The sequence below is a fragment of the Rhodococcus sp. KBS0724 genome (genome assembly GCF_005938745.2).
Lineage (GTDB): Bacteria > Actinomycetota > Actinomycetes > Mycobacteriales > Mycobacteriaceae > Rhodococcus_F.
Map to the genome: position 1 here is coordinate 1,639,246 of NZ_VCBX02000001.1, position 14,383 is coordinate 1,653,628.

At 61.2% G+C, this 14,383-nt stretch carries 14 protein-coding genes and 1 tRNA gene; 8 read left to right on the top strand and 7 right to left on the bottom strand.

The features are described from left to right. Positions 1-11: 11 nt before the first annotated feature. On the bottom strand, positions 12-1,415 hold the full coding sequence (locus tag FFI94_RS34140; RefSeq protein ID WP_260683916.1) for an O-antigen ligase: 1,404 nt from the start codon (positions 1,413-1,415) through the stop codon (positions 12-14). Further along, entirely contained in the window at positions 1,412-3,286 is a 1,875-nt protein-coding gene (locus FFI94_RS07630; RefSeq protein WP_138872444.1) for an alpha/beta hydrolase family protein, read from the bottom strand. The genes FFI94_RS34140 and FFI94_RS07630 overlap by 4 nt, the downstream gene beginning before the upstream one ends. Before the next feature lie 76 nt (positions 3,287-3,362). On the opposite strand from FFI94_RS07630, the gene FFI94_RS07635 reads away from it, so the two are divergent. Continuing rightward, positions 3,363-4,499, top strand: a complete 1,137-nt coding sequence (locus tag FFI94_RS07635) for a glycosyltransferase (protein ID WP_138872445.1) — start codon at positions 3,363-3,365, stop codon at positions 4,497-4,499. Here the strand turns inward: FFI94_RS07635 and efeB are convergent. Genes efeB through efeU form a run of 3 tightly spaced genes read right to left on the bottom strand, consistent with a single transcriptional unit; the run spans position 4,472 to position 7,793 of the window. Further along, positions 4,472-5,752 carry an iron uptake transporter deferrochelatase/peroxidase subunit gene (gene efeB, locus FFI94_RS07640; protein ID WP_138872446.1) on the bottom strand — a complete coding sequence of 427 codons (1,281 nt, stop codon included), beginning with the start codon at positions 5,750-5,752 and terminating at the stop codon, positions 4,472-4,474. The two genes, FFI94_RS07635 and efeB, sit on opposite strands and share 28 nt — an antisense overlap. 2 nt (positions 5,753-5,754) lie before the next feature. Next, a complete protein-coding gene (gene efeO, locus FFI94_RS07645; protein WP_138872447.1) occupies positions 5,755-6,882 on the bottom strand; it encodes an iron uptake system protein EfeO in 1,128 nt (375 codons plus the stop codon). 14 nt (positions 6,883-6,896) lie between these two features. Beyond that, positions 6,897-7,793: an iron uptake transporter permease EfeU gene (efeU, locus tag FFI94_RS07650; RefSeq protein WP_138873656.1), complete on the bottom strand. Its 897-nt coding sequence runs from the start codon at positions 7,791-7,793 to the stop codon at positions 6,897-6,899. Between the two features lie 245 nt (positions 7,794-8,038). On the opposite strand from efeU, the gene FFI94_RS07655 reads away from it, so the two are divergent. The 7 genes from FFI94_RS07655 (at position 8,039) to FFI94_RS07685 (ending at position 13,081) form a co-directional block, all read left to right on the top strand. Continuing rightward, on the top strand, positions 8,039-8,749 hold the full coding sequence (locus FFI94_RS07655; RefSeq protein WP_260684464.1) for a lytic transglycosylase domain-containing protein: 711 nt from the start codon (positions 8,039-8,041) through the stop codon (positions 8,747-8,749). 196 nt (positions 8,750-8,945) lie between these two features. Continuing rightward, on the top strand, positions 8,946-10,232 hold the full coding sequence (eno, locus tag FFI94_RS07660) for a phosphopyruvate hydratase (RefSeq protein WP_033234550.1): 1,287 nt from the start codon (positions 8,946-8,948) through the stop codon (positions 10,230-10,232). 22 nt (positions 10,233-10,254) lie between these two features. After that, the gene (locus FFI94_RS07665; protein ID WP_138872449.1) at positions 10,255-10,923 is read left to right on the top strand and encodes a septum formation initiator family protein; all 669 of its coding nucleotides are present in this window, start codon (positions 10,255-10,257) and stop codon (positions 10,921-10,923) included. Continuing rightward, positions 10,920-11,465, top strand: coding sequence for a DUF501 domain-containing protein (locus FFI94_RS07670; RefSeq protein ID WP_033234548.1), 546 nt, complete (start codon positions 10,920-10,922; stop codon positions 11,463-11,465). The genes FFI94_RS07665 and FFI94_RS07670 overlap by 4 nt, the downstream gene beginning before the upstream one ends. Continuing rightward, on the top strand, positions 11,462-12,424 hold the full coding sequence (locus FFI94_RS07675; RefSeq protein ID WP_138872450.1) for a Ppx/GppA phosphatase family protein: 963 nt from the start codon (positions 11,462-11,464) through the stop codon (positions 12,422-12,424). Before FFI94_RS07670 ends, FFI94_RS07675 begins: the two co-directional genes overlap by 4 nt. A gap of 99 nt (positions 12,425-12,523) precedes the next feature. Further along, a tRNA-Leu gene (locus tag FFI94_RS07680) sits at positions 12,524-12,600 on the top strand. Positions 12,601-12,736: 136 nt separating this feature from the next. Further along, positions 12,737-13,081: a TraR/DksA C4-type zinc finger protein gene (locus tag FFI94_RS07685; RefSeq protein WP_138873657.1), complete on the top strand. Its 345-nt coding sequence runs from the start codon at positions 12,737-12,739 to the stop codon at positions 13,079-13,081. A gap of 337 nt (positions 13,082-13,418) precedes the next feature. On the opposite strand, the gene FFI94_RS07690 is transcribed toward FFI94_RS07685, so the two are convergent. After that, positions 13,419-13,766 carry a DUF3703 domain-containing protein gene (locus FFI94_RS07690; RefSeq protein ID WP_138872451.1) on the bottom strand — a complete coding sequence of 116 codons (348 nt, stop codon included), beginning with the start codon at positions 13,764-13,766 and terminating at the stop codon, positions 13,419-13,421. 62 nt (positions 13,767-13,828) lie between these two features. Continuing rightward, positions 13,829-14,347 (bottom strand): hypothetical protein, encoded by a 519-nt coding sequence (locus FFI94_RS07695; protein WP_138872452.1) that lies wholly within the window; start codon positions 14,345-14,347, stop codon positions 13,829-13,831. Positions 14,348-14,383 lie beyond the last annotated feature (36 nt).

Genomic DNA, 14,383 nt, shown 5'->3' on the forward strand with positions numbered 1-14,383 from the left:
GGCGATTTCTTTCAGGATTTCACGAGCGTAGGTTTGGACTCCTCCACCTCCGGGGCGCAGAGCCATTGCTCCGAAGGAGACCTCCGAACGTACGTCTTGTGTTCGTCCGAGTGGTGTTGACTCAATGCGCATCCCACGGTTCCAATCAGTAACCAGAAATAGAGGTCGAGAGGGAATATCTCGAAGTAAGTGGCAAACACCGACGCGCATGCTGCGGCGATGACGGAGGCGCCGACACCCAAGGCAAACGCGCTGTCCTGGCCCCGAAGTACCCGAGAACTTCGGATTGCAGTGACGGTCGCCGAGATCAGAAGCAGGAGAAATATCCACATCCCGATCGGGCCGAGTTCGACCGCGACCTTCATGTAGTAGTTGTCGGGTTGGTACGGAATCAAACCCAGCGTCGTTGCTGCCTTGATAGTCAGCGTGTCCAGCATCGGGTGAGCGATTTCAGCGGCTTTCGCAGCTGCCGATCCGGTGGCGCCAAGTCCCTGGCCGAGCGGATGGACGTACAGCGAACTGATCGTGGACGACCAACCATTGCCGCGTTCCGAGAGGCTGTACGACGAGAACAACGGTGCGACAATCGAAGACGGCGCGAGCAGTAGCGCAACCGGGACTGTAACGGCAATGCCGGCGAAGACGACCAGCAATGAGCGGTAGCGGTAGATCGCCAAACAGAAGATGCCCACAGCAAAAGCGATGTAGCTGGCGCGCACGATCGACACGCCCATCCCGGCAATCATGATCGGAGTTGAGGCGAGAAAGATGATGTTCCGCAACCGCTTCGGATCCGCCAAGCTGACGGAAGTACCGACGATCAGGCTGAGGCTGACGAACAATGCAAATGCGAATGGTCCGGTAAACGTGCTGAAACTACGCAGCAGCGAACCGGTAATTCTGATCTGTTCGGTGTAGCTGTAGCCGAGTTCGACAAGATACTCCGGACCGACGAGTTGCTGAAGCAGGCCGATCACGGAAGTGAGAATGCCCATTCCCATCAGAATCGTGACCAGATGGTCGCGGTCCGACCGTGTGAAGGGCGCTCTCCAGAGGATGACCGGGATCAGAACGTAGAAGTAGGTGATCTTGATCGAACCCAGCCCGCCGATCCCGGACAGGATCAGGGCGGACGCCGACCCGAGGACAACCCAGGCAAGTGCGGCCGGCCACCACGGCATCGACGGGTGCACAACACGGTGACGGTTGGGGCTGACAAAGGTGCTCAACAGCGTAAGCAGGATGAGGACTTCCTTCCAGCCAGCGAAAGATTGCCCGCTCGGGATGATCGCCAATAGTCCGTGAAGGGGCGCAAAAAGTGCGAGAAGGAGGAGTCCACGCTGCGGCCGACGATAGAGGGCCAACGCTACGGGGGCTGCGGCCACCGCACCGAGCGCCATGATCACCGGGTTCACACGGTTGACCGCTTCGTCGGGGGTCTGTGTGCCGATTGTGTTGCAGTTCTTCCGAATTGCTTTGCCACCACCGACATAGATTCTCGGCGGATGACGCTGCGAAGGTCACGATGATACGACGGGTGATCGCCGACCTCTGCCATGACGGCGTCGAATGTATATCCACGGCGAGTCAGGCGCGCGATGCCCTCGTCTCCTCGCTGTTGACGGAACCACTCGGCATCAGCAGGTGAGAGAATTACTTTTGTCGGGATGCCACGCCTATGCAATGCGTCCAGCAAGACTTCGGGAACTTGAGTTATTCCCCTGTGTCCCAGTATTTTCCATGCGAAATATGGAAGACGGGCTTGAAGTTGCGCCTTGATCAACGTGCGTAAGGGTGGTGTGGTTGTGTCGCCGCCCGAATTGATCTTCGGGGATTCGGGCAGTACCGCGTCGGTGAGCGACCGCTTCCTGCGCGTCGACCACAAGATCGTATTCACAAGAATTGTCGACCGAGCGCCAATCCGCAGGGCCACCGACGCCGCAGTCCATCCGCCCGAGCACAATCCCGCGAGTATCACGTTTTCAGGTGCAGCGCCAAGGGCGGTGACTGCTGTCAGCGCATCTTCGTCAGAAGAGCGTGAATACACCGACGTTGGATTGTTTGCGTCGATATGTCCGGTGTCGCCGACGCCACGTCGGTCGAATCGCAGGCTGGTGACGGAGTGCTCGGCCGCATCGCGTGCAATGTGTACCCAAGAGCGTCCAGGTCCGATGCGGTGTTCTATCGCAGTTGTGAAGAAGACCATGCCGCGTTCGGGTTTTCCGAAAGAAGTAGTCGGGACGTCGATGGAGGTGTGTTTGTCCGAGGTTGCGGGATGAGTCCGGATTGCGAACAGTTGATCCGCGCCAACTCGTTCGAGTGACTCGTAGACGTCGCCACCCGTCGGCGTCACTGCTACCCGCGCAGTGAGTTCGATTGTGGGGCTGACGGTATGCATCGCCGTCGGTGCATTCCGGTCGATCCATTCGGCGATCTCGTCGATGTGGCGGTATGGGATGTCGACGTAGAAGCTTGGCGGAGACGTAAATGCCTCGTGATTCTCGAGCACCAGCACATCGGGTTGTAGTTCCGTTGTCAGTTTGGTGATCGCGACGCTGTCCGTCATCGAGGACCGAACAGCAAGGAGGGTCTGCGGGTTTCCCGGGAATGGGTATTTCAGTTGGGTATTGGTGAGTTGGTCGGCGCATTCGGGTGCTAATGCGCCACCCATGATCGACACACGCGGGTCAGTGGGATCGTCGTCGCCGACGCTGATGGAGTAGAAGGCTCGCTGCTCCCGAATGAATTTGCGCCCGTTGGTAACCGGATCCCAGAGGATCACCGAATTGATTGCCCCGCAGTCTTCGAGCGCTGAAGCGGCCAAGAGCGCGCCGAGTCGCAAACCGACGATGCTGACGGATTGAGCGCCGCACTGGCGGACGAAGTCAACTGCGCTGACGATGCTGCTGCGCCATCGATTCATCGAGTCGGGTGCGTCCTCATTGCCTGAAGAGTCGCCGACACCCTCGTAGTCGAACCGGAACGCGACTATTCCCCGGGACGCCAGTTCGTCGGCCAGGAGCCGAATTCCGCGGTAGGTGTCGATGTGCTCTTTGCCGATGGGGGAACACAGGACGACCGCTTCGCGTGCAATGCCCGACGTTGGAACATGGATGAATCCGAGCAGTGGTGCCTCTGTCGGGCCGAACCAGGTGGCCAATTGAGTCTCGATAGTGATCACTCCGTGTTGTGGGCTGCCGACTTTGAAGATTGACGTGCTGTTGCCTACCTCACCGTGAGGAGAGAGTCCGGCGGTCGAGGTTGCCTGTATGTTGCTAGTAAACATACCATCGGTTTGTTTGATCGCGCTTTTACCGGCGATAAGTATCAAACCGTACAATTGACGCGTACTGGAGTCCGAAATGGCTGGTGTTCTGGTCCATGAATGGATTGAACGTTCGGGGGGAGCGGAGAAGGTTCTCGACGAGTTTGTCAATTGCTACCCGGATGCGGACGTGTACTGCCTCTGGAACGATGCCCCGGATCGATATCCGGCGACGAAGGTCCGCGAAAGCGTGCTAGCGGGGACGCCTCTGCGCGGCAGGAAAGCGCTGGCACTTCCGGCGATGCCGTTCACGTGGCGTGGCCTCGAGAATCGTGATTACGATTTCGCTTTGATCAGCTCTCATCTATTCGCTCACCATGCAACATTCGCGGGAGCGTCGACGGAACTACGCAAGTTTGTCTACGTTCACACGCCTGCGCGATATGTGTGGAATCCAGAGCTCGACGAGCGGGGTAACTCGCTCTCGGCGCGGATTGCTTCACCGATGTTGCGACGGATCGATCGTAAGCGCGCATCGGAAGGTGCGTCCTTTGCAGCGAACAGCAAGTTTGTCAGCAAACGCATCGAACGTGCGTGGGGTATTGGGTCCGAGGTTATTCATCCACCCGTCGATGTCGATCGAATTGTCGCTATTGACGACTGGAGGCTGAAATTGACGGCGGATGAACTCCAGCTACTTTCCGGCATTCCCTCCGTGTTTGTTCTAGGCGCATCGCGCTTTATTCCGTACAAGCGACTCGACTGGGTTATTCGTGCCGCGGAGAAGGCCGGCGTTGCGGCTGTTATTGCCGGGTCGGGGCCCCAGGAGGAGCGGCTGCGCGAAATGGCTGCTGAAGCGTCGGTGCCAGTACGGATTATTCATCGACCGTCGGACGCTTTGCTGTTCGCTTTGTATCAGCAGGCGCTGGCATACGTGTTTCCGCCGATCGAAGACTTCGGGATCATGCCGGTGGAGGCCATGGCAGCCGGCGCACGACTGATCACGAACAGCACCGGAGGCGCCGCAGAGACGGTGATACACGGCGTTGACGGTCTGCATTTTCACGATGACAGGTGGGAGGCGATCGCAGAGTGCATACACGAGATCGATCGTGTGAATACGGTCAGGTCGAATACCTACGACAAGTACTCGGTGCGACGATTCCACGATGAGATAGCGATGTGGACGGGTGTCGAATCAGCTTCCTATGCAAAAAGTTTCGAGCCCCAATAGCTATCGCCCGAGAGTCCGCCGGGGCAGGCGAAGACGGCAGAACCGACGTGCTGGATGTATTCGTTCAGAGCGTCGTGCCGTGAGAGGTTTTGCTGCATCGGAACAAACTGCTCGACAGGGTTCCGGCAGTAGGCAACGAAGAACAGGCCGGCGTCGAGGTGGCCGAACCCGTCGGATCCGTCGGTGAAGTTGTATCCGCGCCGCAGGATTTGGATTCCGCCGAGTTCCTCGGACGACGCCAGACGGACATGTGCGTCCGCGGGGATGACGAAGTCGTGGCCTTCTTTCGAGTCCAGATCGAGTTCGTCGAACTCGTCCTTTCCGCCGAGGGGAGCGCCGCTGCGCTTCGACCTGCCGATGACGGCTTCCTGTTCGTTGAGGACTGTGCGATCCCATTGCTCGATCAGCATCCGGATGCGGCGGGCGACCAGAAATGATCCGCCCGCCATCCACTCTTGATCGTCGGCGCCGTCAACCCAGACATGCTCGCCCAGAACCGCTGGGTCCTCGGCCTTGATGTTGGCGGTTCCGTCCTTGAATCCGAACAAGTTTCGCGGTGTCGCCTGCGAAGTCGAGGTCGAGGAAGTTCGCCCGAATCCTAGCTGTGACCATTTGACCGATGCCGTTCCGAAGGCAACGCGCGCGAGGTTTCGAATGGCGTGAACTGCGACCTGTGGATCGTTGGCGCAGGCCTGGATCGCGATGTCGCCGCCACTGCGCGTCGGATCGAGATTGTCGGCCCGAAAATGTGGAAGGTCGAGTAGGGCAGCAGGTTTCTTGTCTGCCAGTCCGAATCGGTCGTCGAACAGTGACGGTCCGAAGCCGATGGTGAGCGTCAGTTGTGAGGCAGCCAGGTCGAGGGCCTCACCGGTGTCACTCGGCGGTGCGTACGGGCTGTCGCCCGTTGCGCCGTCCTCGGTTGCTTCCTCACCCTTGGTCATTCGCTCGGCCATCGTCGTCCAGGTCTGCAACAAGGCGATCAGTTCGTCGCGGGACGTCGTCGTCACGTCGAACGCGACGAAGTGCATACGATCCTGGGCGGGTGTCGTGATGCCGGCCTGATGTTCACCACGAAAAGCCACCACGTCGGAGTGGTCGGTGCTGGAGTTGTGATCGGCAGCAACCCATCCGACTGCTGCGCCGGTGCCGGCCAGGACTGCGCCCGCTCCCACGGCGCCGAACAATTTGCGCCGTGAGAGTCCCTGCGGTGCTGCATTTTCAGGCGAAGGTGTGCCCTCTGGTGAATCAGTCATTACTACCCCGCAACTACTTCCTGAACCTGGCTGACCTCTGCGGACAGAGCGTCGATCTTGCGTGAGAGCTCCTGGCGCTGAGCTTCGGTGACCGAGTCGTAGAAAACAAATCCGTCGCCGACGCGGAACTGCGCGAGTGCTGCGTCGAGGTCGGCAAATCGATCCGAGATGCGCTGGGCGAGTTCTGGATTACGTTCCTGCAGAATTGGATTCAGAGCGGCAATCGCGGCCTGTGAACCGTCGACGTTGGCCTGGAAATCCCACAGGTCGGTGTGCGAGAAGATGTCTTCTTCGCCGGTGATCTTGGATGTCGAGATCTCGTCGAGCAGACCCTGAGCGTCGCCGGCGATCTTGGTGGGATCGATCGAGTAGTCCTCGGCGTTCACCTGATCTGCCAGATATTGAATGTCGACGAGCAGTTGATCTGCGACGGCGTTGGTGTCTGGCTGCAGACCGGTGACCCACAGGTCCTTCTCAAGGCGGTGGAAGCCGGTCCAGACCTGGCCAGGCTCGAGATCGGCTTCGCGCAAGTCGAGCTTGGGATCGAGCTCACCGAAGCTCTCGGCCTCGGGTTCGATGCGCTCGTAGTAGGTGCGAGTGACAGGGAACAGCGCCTTGGCCTGCTCGATGTTGCCGGCCTGAACCGCCGCGACGAACTGCGCGGCGGTGTCCTGCAATGCCACGATCTGACTGCGGATGTATCGGCGGTACCCGTCGGCGGCTTCGGCGAGCTGGCCGCTTTCGTCAGTGGCTGCCAGCGAGTCGCCGGTGACGACGAAGTCCTGGCGGATGCCGGTTCCGACCATGCCGGGCTTGCAGGCAAGCTGGTACGTCGCGGCTTCGGGGAGAGAGACGATGAGCTGACGCGTCAGTCCGGGGCCGATGTTCTCGACCTCGCCCATCGCGCGGTCACCTTCGGCGAAGACATAGAACTCGGTGACCTTCGTGCCGTTGTTCGTCACCTGAAATGTCGACTTGCCCGTCGAGGCTGTGGTGGCGCTGACGTCGCACGAGTCGTCGGTGGCGGTGACGATGATGTCGCCGTCGCTCGACGTCGACTTTTCGGTGCAGGCGACCAGGGACAAGGGCAGCACCGCTGCCGCCGCGAGCACGAGGGTGGTTTTGCGCATCGGAGAAATGCCTCTCAGGATTCTTTGTTGTCGGACGCTGGGACAGCTGTATCGGCTACGGGCGCCGGCGAAGATTGCGGGCGCAGGAAGAGCGCCAGCACGATGACGAGATACACGACCCACGCGGTCGCTTGCAGAACCGTCGGATCGGGGCGGAAGTTGAAAATGCCGGCCAGGACGGTGCCGTACCAGGTGGACGGGTCGTAGTCCGGTGTGAGGTTGAACGCGATGTTCTCGACTCCGGGGAGGACGTTTCCGATCTGCAAGGCGCGGATGCCGTACGAGAGGATTCCAGCGGCGACAACGATGAGGAAGATCGCGGTGTAGCGGAAGAACGTAGTGAGGTTGAGACGTAGCGCCCCGAAGTACATGGCGACAGTCAGGACGGCAGCGAGGAGAATGCCGAGCAGCAATCCGATGAGCGGCCAGGAACTACCGGCCGTGTTCTCGGCGTAGCCGACCATGAGCAGCGCCGTCTCGACGCCCTCGCGTCCGACGGCAAAGAATGCGAGTGTCAGGATCGCGATCGGTCCGGCGACGAGGGCTTTCTCCATGCCGGCCTTGAGGTCGCCGGAGATGTTCTTGGCCGCGGTACGCATCCAGAGGACCATCGCGGTCACGATCACCACGGCGATCAGCGACGCAACTCCGGCGATGACTTCCGCAGTCAAACCGTCGACGGTGGAGGTTCCGTAATGTATGGCAAAGAAGATGATCGCGACCATCGCCACCGCGGCGACAACCCCGAGCCACACCCACTTCAGTGCATCCCGGCGCTGTGCCTTGACGAGGTACGCGGCCAGGATCATGACCACGATGCCGGCTTCGAGGCCTTCGCGGAGACCGATCAGGCCACTGCCGAATAGCTGCGTGGCAACTGACGGACTGCTCGAGGCAGCGAGTACCGACACGGACACAGGTGGCTCCTTCGCTGGAGGACGCGTGGCTGCTCCGGGGAAGCGGCCGATAGTAGGACAGCCTTAACTCCGATGAAGATACTCCACCTTGCGGCTGGTATCCATATTCTGACCTGGCCTTTTGCTTCTCTTTACTATTGAATTCGAGTGTTCGGTCGACTCGTGTGGATGATGGAGGGGTGTACCGAACCACTGGTGAGACCTCGAGACCCCGGCGCGTCGTGCGCGTCGTCGCCGCGATAGCTGCCGGAACGGTGCTTGCCGGAGTGGGTATTGCAGCGTGTGGATCCAACGAACCGAAGATTGCGATTCCCGAGGGAATCCCTCCGGGAGTCGGCGCGCCGACACCGCCGATCGATATCAATGCACCCGGCCGCAGCGCCGATCAGCTTGCTGACTGGGCAGCCGGGCTCAGTAGTGACGTGGGAATCGGCACCACCGCTCTCGAGGCGTACGGGTACGCCGCAGCCGTGATGGCCGAAACGTTGCCCGGTTGTGGGATCGGGTGGACCACGCTCGCCGGGATCGGGAGCGTCGAAAGCCGCCACGGGACCTACGACGGTTCCGCGGTGGACGCGATGGGTCAGGTCAGTCCGATCATTCGCGGCATTCCACTCGACGGTGGGCCGGGTGTGGCCGAGATCCCCGACACGGACGGCGGCACCATGGACGGAGATTCCGTACACGATCGAGCGATGGGGCCGATGCAGTTCATCCCGGAAACCTGGTTGAAGTGGGGCGTCGACGCCAACGGTGACGGTCGCGTCGATCCCGACAATATCGACGACGCCACCCTCACCGCGGCGCGGTATCTGTGTGCCCGCGGGGGAGACCTGACAGCCGCGCAAGGTTGGCAGCAGGCTCTGATGGCGTACAACCTCTCCGGTGACTACCTCGCGCTCGTGCGCGATCGGGCGTCGGCGTATTCCGTGGGAACGCGGCCGGCGTGAACGATCATGACCGCAGTTCAGGCCTGTGTGAGCGCGTCGATAAAGAAGCCTTCGCGCGCTGCGGTTAGGCTGTGTGCTGGCACTACGGGGGCCCCGGCACGATCGTGGTCCAATGCCCATGCACGCAGTGTGTGTCCTAATGTCCACGCACGCGGAGTGCGCCCCAATGCGAAGCCCATCGAAGGAGAACCACACAGTGGCCAGTATTGAGCAGGTCGGAGCTCGCGAGATCCTTGATTCCCGTGGCAACCCCACGGTTGAAGTTGAGGTTTTGCTCGACGACGGAAGTTTCGCCCGGGCAGCAGTGCCCTCCGGCGCATCCACCGGTGAGCACGAAGCCGTCGAGTTGCGCGATGGTGGCGCTCGCTACGGCGGAAAGGGTGTCGAGAAGGCAGTCGAGGCAGTTCTCGGCGAGATCGCGCCCGCAATCATCGGTATCGACGCCACCGAACAGCGCACTGTCGACCAGGCGCTGCTCGACGCTGACGGCACTCCGGACAAGTCTCGCCTCGGTGCCAACGCACTCCTCGGTGCGTCGCTGGCAGTTGCCCGCGCCGCAGCGGAGTCTTCGGGCCTGGAGCTGTTCCGTTACGTCGGTGGCCCCAACGCTCATGTGCTGCCTGTTCCGATGATGAACATCCTCAACGGTGGCGCTCACGCCGACACCGGTGTCGATGTCCAGGAGTTCATGGTTGCTCCGATCGGTGCACCGAGCTTCAAGGAATCCCTGCGCTGGGGTGCCGAGGTCTACCACTCCCTCAAGTCCGTCCTGAAGGAGAAGGGTCTGTCCACGGGCCTCGGAGACGAAGGCGGATTCGCGCCTGACGTTGCCGGTACGAAGGAAGCTCTCGACCTCATCACGATTGCCGTGAACAAGACCGGACTCAAGCTGGGCACCGATGTCGCGCTCGCGCTCGACGTTGCAGCTACCGAGTTCTACACCGACGGCACCGGCTACAAGTTCGAGGGCAAGAACCGCACGGCGGCCGAGATGGCAGCGTTCTACGCCGAACTCATCGACGCATACCCGCTCGTCTCCATCGAGGATCCGCTCGACGAAGACGACTGGGACGGCTGGGTTGCACTCACCGACCAGATCGGCAACAAGGTTCAGCTCGTCGGCGACGACCTGTTCGTCACCAACCCCGAGCGCCTCGAAGAGGGCATCGTCAAGGGCGCGGCAAACGCACTGCTGGTCAAGGTCAACCAGATCGGCACGCTGACCGAGACCCTCGACGCAGTCGACCTCGCTCACCGCAACGGCTACAAGACGATGATGAGCCACCGGTCCGGCGAGACCGAGGACACCACCATTGCGGACCTCGCAGTTGCCGTCGGCAGCGGCCAGATCAAGACGGGTGCGCCGGCTCGTAGCGAGCGCGTCGCCAAGTACAACCAGTTGCTGCGCATCGAGGAGAACCTCGGTGATGCCGCTCGTTACGCCGGCGAGGTTGCATTCCCGCGCTTCGCGTTCGAGGCCTGAGCAACGCATTTAGGTATCAGCAGTGTCTGCACAACGCGGTAAGCCACGATCCCCCGGAGGAAGTCCGGGGGGTCGTGGTTCCGGGCGCGCGGACACTGCTCGTCGCACGAAATCCAGCAGCACCCGCCGGGCACGCGGTACAGATGCCGAGACGACGGAAACAGCGTCGACCGGAACCAAGTCAACGACGGCGTCGACGCGTAAGTTCTGGTCGCGATTGCCCAGTTCCGACCACACGGTCTTCGGGCTCTCGACCAGCCGGGCGGTCGTTCTCGCGATGGTCGTTCTGATGCTCGCGTTGACGTTGGCGGTGCCGTTGCGCACGTACATCTCTCAGCGTTCCGATGCCGCTCAGATCGCTGCCGAACGACGCGTTCTCCAATCGGAAGTTGATGCGCTTCGACAGCAGAATGCGCGTTTCGACGATCCCGCCTATATCGAAGCTCTTGCGCGGGAACGTCTTCGGTACGTCAAGCCCGGCGAAACGCCGTTCCAGGTACAACTTCCCGGTGACTATCAAGAACCCGAGAAGAAGCAAGTTGAAGAAGCCCCGCTGACAGGTCCGTGGTATCGCGATCTGTGGCAGACGATTTCGGAGCCACCAGTGGTTCCCGAAACGAAGGCAACACCGGCGCCGATGCCGGTGATGCCGACAGAGCAGTCAGAAGAACAAGGAGTACCCACCGGGTGAGCAAGCCGTCCGAAAATTCCCCTCACGTCGCGCAGGCCGATCTTGACGCCGTCGCAGCTCAGTTGGGCCGTGAGCCGCGCGGAGTGCTCGAGATTGCGTACCGCAGTCCCGATGGCACACCCGGCGTGGTCAAGACAGCTCCCAAACTTCCTGACGGAACACCTTTCCCGACGCTGTACTACTTGACGGATCCCCGGCTGACCGCGGAGGCCAGCCGTCAGGAATCTGCCGGTGTGATGCGTGAGATGACCGAGCGCCTGACGCAGGATCCTGAGTTGGCTGCCGCGTACCGCCGTGCGTACGAGTCGTATCTTGCCGAGCGTGACGCCATCGAATCCCTCGGTACCGACTTTGCCGGCGGCGGGATGCCGGATCGCGTCAAGTGCCTGCACGTTCTGATGGCGCATTCACTGGCCAAGGGGCCGGGCGTCAATCCGCTCGGTGACGAGTCGGTAGCTCTGGCAGGGAAGGGCAAGCTGCGCGGCACCGCCATTCCCGCTGACTGGCCGGGCATCGACGACGCAGTAGATCCCGAGAAGTGACAGTGCGCGTTGCCGCCGTCGACTGCGGCACCAATTCCATCCGCCTACTGATCGCTGATGTCGGGGCAGACGGACGATTGGTCGACGTCCGCCGTGAAATGCGGGTTGTCCGCCTCGGTCAAGGTGTCGACGCAACAGGAACTTTGGCTCCCGAAGCCATCGAACGCACACGGATCGCATTGGTCGAGTACGCGGGCATGATCGCCGACGCCGAAGCAAGTGCCGTTCGCATGGTTGCCACCTCGGCGACGCGCGATGCATCCAACCGCGACGACTTCTTCACGATGACGCAGGAAGTGCTGGGTAGCGTGATCCCCGGCGCGGGCGCTGAGGTGATCTCCGGAGACGAGGAAGCACGACTGTCCTTCAGTGGCGCTGTGGGAGAGCTCGATCCGTCTGAAGGCCCCTTTGTGGTGGTCGATCTCGGTGGCGGTTCCACAGAGCTGGTTCTCGGCGACTCTGCTGGTGTTCAGGCTGCGTATTCCACCGACATCGGCTGTGTTCGGGTGACCGAACGGTGCCTGCATTCCGATCCTCCGACCGATGAACAGGTCTCCGAGGCAACAGAATTCGCGTCCGCCAAGCTTGCGGAAGCCTTCTCGGTGGTACCCATCGAGAAAGCGCGCACCTTGGTTGGTGTTGCGGGAACAATGACCACGCTTTCGGCAATTGCGCAGGACCTGCCGGACTACGACGCAGACAAAGTGCACTTGTCCCGAATTTCCTTCGGCCGTTTGATCGACGTGTGTGAGCGACTCACCGCGATGCCACGCGCCGAGCGAGCAAATTTCGGGCCGATGCATCCCGGTCGCGTGGACGTGATCGGCGGCGGAGCGATTGTCACGACCATCCTCGCGCGAGCCTTCGAGGACAAGGCGGGAATCACAGAACTTGTGGTCAGCGAGCACGACATCCTCGACGGTATTGCCATGTCGATCCCGCTTCGCACCGCCCAATAGTGCTGATGGGCATCACGATCGGTGGGTCTGATGACGATGCCTCTGAGCGCACGATAGTGTGATCCCTGTTGTTGTCGGGAAACCGGCAGCAACAGGTAGGCCCCCATAGCCCAATTGGCAGAGGCAACGGACTTAAAATCCGTCAAGTGTCGGTTCAAGTCCGACTGGGGGCACCAAAAAGACCAGCTCACCGCATGATTCGAAGCCTCGGATGTTCATCCAATTTCGCTTCGGTACGCAGAGGGTACGCAGCTCTCCGACCAGCCGATCGCACGCATTGTGCGCGGTGCTCGGGCAGCGTTGAATACAATGATGCAGGATTTCCACGCGACCATCGGCCTTGAACGGCGGCGGGCAGAGCACCGATTGGCATCACTCCGCGAAGGACTCGAATCCATAATCGAAGGTTCCCGCTGGACGACTGACGACGATGAACACGATCCCGAGGGGTCGACTATCGCGTTCGAGCGGGCCAAAATCGCGTCTCTAATTGCCGATACCGAAGCCGAATTGCGGGATTTGGATGCGGCGACAACCCGCCTCCGGTCAGGTGAATACGGAATCTGTGAGGTCTGCCAGAAGTCGATTGCAGACGCCAGACTGGAGGCGCTACCCACTGCGCGGCAGTGCATCGAGTGTGTGCGACGGAGTCGATGACGGTTTAGCGCGTGTATCCGGCATCGAGAAGACTGTCGTGCTCCCGGGTAGCTGGAGTCTTGATTTGACGACTGTGCCCCGAGTTGGACTCCGAAACAAGCGCATTCGGTCAAATCGAATGAGTTGGTCGACGCCGTACTTCGCCCACCAACTATCGCATCGTCAAGACGTCTCGGCGATGCTGTAACTGTCGTTTCCGGCCAGGCCGGCCGCTGTTGGTGAGCGGCCCCTGTAGCACGGATCAACGTCGAGCAGTCGTGGCGTCCGCACAGTCGCCGCCCGCATTGCGGGTTGGCCATTCCAGTTCGAGTCGCCACCGAAACCAGTGGTGGGTCGGCTAAGTCGAATTGGTGAGAAGGTTGGCCAGATGATCCGGTATCGGCATCGGTGTCGTGAGCCCAGCAGTAGTGCGTCCGGTGTTGCCGGAGGGGTAGCGGCGCAGAGCGGAACCGGGCGCAGCAACAACGATCCGCACGAGTTGACCTCGAGCTTCACTCCAGTCACGTTGTCGCACTGCGAGAGTGAGCATCGCGATGTGATTGCGCGTATGTGGCCACGGGTAGGGCTGCGCCAAGATGTGCGCCTGCTCGAGGTGAATCCATTTCTGTGCGTCGTCGCTGGTAGTTCCGACGTCGTACATTTCGGCGTTGTACGCGGCGCGAATACGCTCGGGCATCCTTGTCATGACGGGTTCCTTCGTTCGGATTCGACTGTGTGGTGTTCGCGCCGCGTGTGCAGTCAGACGCTCTAGCTGCCGAACTGGCTCAGTACGCCGTCGAGCAGGCCCTTGATGAGTGCGGACGGGTCAAGCGAACCGGTAGCCGGCGGAGTGGTGCTGGTGACGGTGACGCGGACCGATGCGATGGGGTCCTGGTAGTCGGTGTCGCCGTCTTCCTTGCACTTGGTACGGACCTGGTATTCACCGTCGGGGAAGACGGCGGAGGTGCCGGTGCCGGAGGCGTTGGTCAGGATCTGGCCGGCGACCATGGTGTCGCCCACGACGAGGTAGCTGGAGCCGACCTTGGTGGTCGAGTCGAGGATGGTGGCGTCGGCGCGGTAGACGGTGCCCTCGCACTTGACGAATGCCTTGGTGGTGTTGAGTCCGGTGATCGAGGTGGTGATGGTGCCTGCCCCGGCGTTTGCGTGCACGGATGCGCCGCCGGTAATTGCCGCGGAGCCGATTGCCGGGTTGACGACGAGGGCAAGTGCCGACAGGCCGGCGATGGTGCCGGCAACGGCCAGGCGGTGCCCGGTACGAGTAGCCATGAATGGTGTCCCTTCGATTTGTGTGGTGACGACCGC

Bases quoted from the DNA above. Each gene is read 5' to 3' on its own strand.
- FFI94_RS07630 (WP_138872444.1), bottom strand. From the start codon at position 3,286: ATGTTTACTAGCAACATACAGGCAACCTCGACCGCCGGACTCTCTCCT.
- FFI94_RS07635 (WP_138872445.1), top strand. From the start codon at position 3,363: ATGGCTGGTGTTCTGGTCCATGAATGGATTGAACGTTCGGGGGGAGCG.
- efeB (WP_138872446.1), bottom strand. From the start codon at position 5,752: ATGACTGATTCACCAGAGGGCACACCTTCGCCTGAAAATGCAGCACCG.
- efeO (WP_138872447.1), bottom strand. From the start codon at position 6,882: ATGCGCAAAACCACCCTCGTGCTCGCGGCGGCAGCGGTGCTGCCCTTG.
- FFI94_RS07685 (WP_138873657.1), top strand. From the start codon at position 12,737: ATGCAGGATTTCCACGCGACCATCGGCCTTGAACGGCGGCGGGCAGAG.
- FFI94_RS07690 (WP_138872451.1), bottom strand. From the start codon at position 13,766: ATGACAAGGATGCCCGAGCGTATTCGCGCCGCGTACAACGCCGAAATG.
- FFI94_RS07695 (WP_138872452.1), bottom strand. From the start codon at position 14,347: ATGGCTACTCGTACCGGGCACCGCCTGGCCGTTGCCGGCACCATCGCC.